We start from the raw sequence: 1,586 nt of genomic DNA, 5'->3' as shown, positions 1-1,586 counted from the left end.
CCACCACCGTCAGCGCGATGATGACCAGCCAGGGAACGCCGAACAGCGATCCATTGCCGATGAAGTCGAACGGCAGGTCGGAGTTGAACACGGTCGTGTCTTCACCGAGCAGGCGGGCGACGCCGCGCACGGCGGTGAGCGAGCCCAGCGTGACGATGAAGGGCGGCAGCCTGATATAGGCGATGAGCAGCCCGTTGATGACCCCGAAGCCGAGACCGACCAGAATGGCCGCCGGCACGCCGAGCAGGCCCCAGTCCGGCACCAGCGACACCAGCACCGCCACCATTGCGGAAGCGGCAAGGATCGAGCCGACCGACAGGTCGATGCCGCCGGTGAGGATGACGAAGGTCATGCCGGCGGCGAGCACGATGTTGATCGACGATTGCTGCGTGACGATCAACAGGTTGGTGCCGGTGAGAAAACGCGGATTGATGAACTGGAAGCCGGCCGCCAGCAACACCAGCACCGGCAGCATGCCGAGCGCGGCGAGAGCCGTGCGCAGCCGCCGGCTCCTGACCGCCGCCTGATCCACACTCGTCGTCGCGGTCGTTCTGTCGGTCATCCCTTCGGTCCTTCCTGGGCCGCTCCCGTCGCAAGTTCCATGATCGCTTCCTGGCGAAGCGCCTCGCCCCGGGACGCCGTCACCTCGCCCGCTATGGCGCCGTCGCGCATCACCAACACCCGATCGGCGACGCCGATCACCTCTGGCAATTCGCTGGAGATCATCAGTATGGCGATGCCCCTGTTGGCGAGATTGTCGATCAGCCGGTAGATTTCCGATTTGGCGCCGACATCGACGCCGCGCGTCGGCTCATCGAGGATGACCACTTTGGGTTCGGTCTCCAGCAGGCGGGCCAGCAGCACCTTCTGCTGGTTGCCGCCCGACAGCGAACCGGCATTGGCCTGCGCCGAGCGGGTGCGGATCGAGAGATCGGCGACGGCTTTCGCAGCGCGCCTGTCGGCGGCGGCGAAGTCCCGCAAGCCGCCGGCGCGCGCATCCCTGGCCAGCACGCCCATGTTGATGTTGTCGGAAATAGACATGTCGAGGAATAGGCCGAGTTCCTTGCGGTCCTCGGTGAGATAGGCGATGCCGGCATCGAGCGCCTCGCGCGGCGAGCCGATGGCGATCGGCTTGCCGTCGAGCTCCAGCGTGCCGGCGCTGCGCCGGTCGGCGCCGAAGATGAGCCTGGCAAGTTCGGTGCGACCCGAGCCGACGAGGCCCGCCAGCGCCAGCACCTCGCCGTGATAGAGGTCGAAGGAGCAGTCCTTCAGCAGCCTGCCGTCGGACATGCCGCGCACCGACAGCGCCACGGCGCGCTTTTCGCCCGGCGGGCGGTGATCCTTCTTGTAGAACGCCGAGAGATCGCGGCCGACCATCATCGAAACGAGGCGCGAGGCGCTGAGGTCGGCGCGCTCCAGCGTGCCGACATAGCCGCTGTCGCGCAGCACGCTGACGCGGTCGGCGAGCTGGTAGACCTCTTCCATGCGATGGCTGATGTAGATGATGGCGATGCCTTGCGCCTTCAGCGTCGCGATCACCTCGAACAGCCGCTCGGTCTCGCGCGAGGTCAGCGACGTCGTCGGCT

Annotated in this window: 1 protein-coding gene and 1 pseudogene; both read right to left on the bottom strand. The window is 66.8% G+C overall.

Features of this window, described 5'->3' with window-relative positions; genetic code table 11:
- Window positions 1-562: pseudogene (locus tag FJ980_RS31105) on the bottom strand (ribose ABC transporter permease); the annotation flags it as partial.
- The coding region (locus FJ980_RS31100; protein ID WP_140547374.1) for a sugar ABC transporter ATP-binding protein at window positions 559-1,586 on the bottom strand (1,028 nt) is incomplete at its 5' end. The gene FJ980_RS31100 and the pseudogene FJ980_RS31105, both read right to left, overlap by 4 nt.

The organism is Mesorhizobium sp. B1-1-5, from assembly GCF_006443065.1.
Lineage (GTDB): Bacteria > Pseudomonadota > Alphaproteobacteria > Rhizobiales > Rhizobiaceae > Mesorhizobium.
Note: the sequence above shows the minus strand (reverse complement) of the source record. Positions and strands in the feature narration are given on the sequence as shown.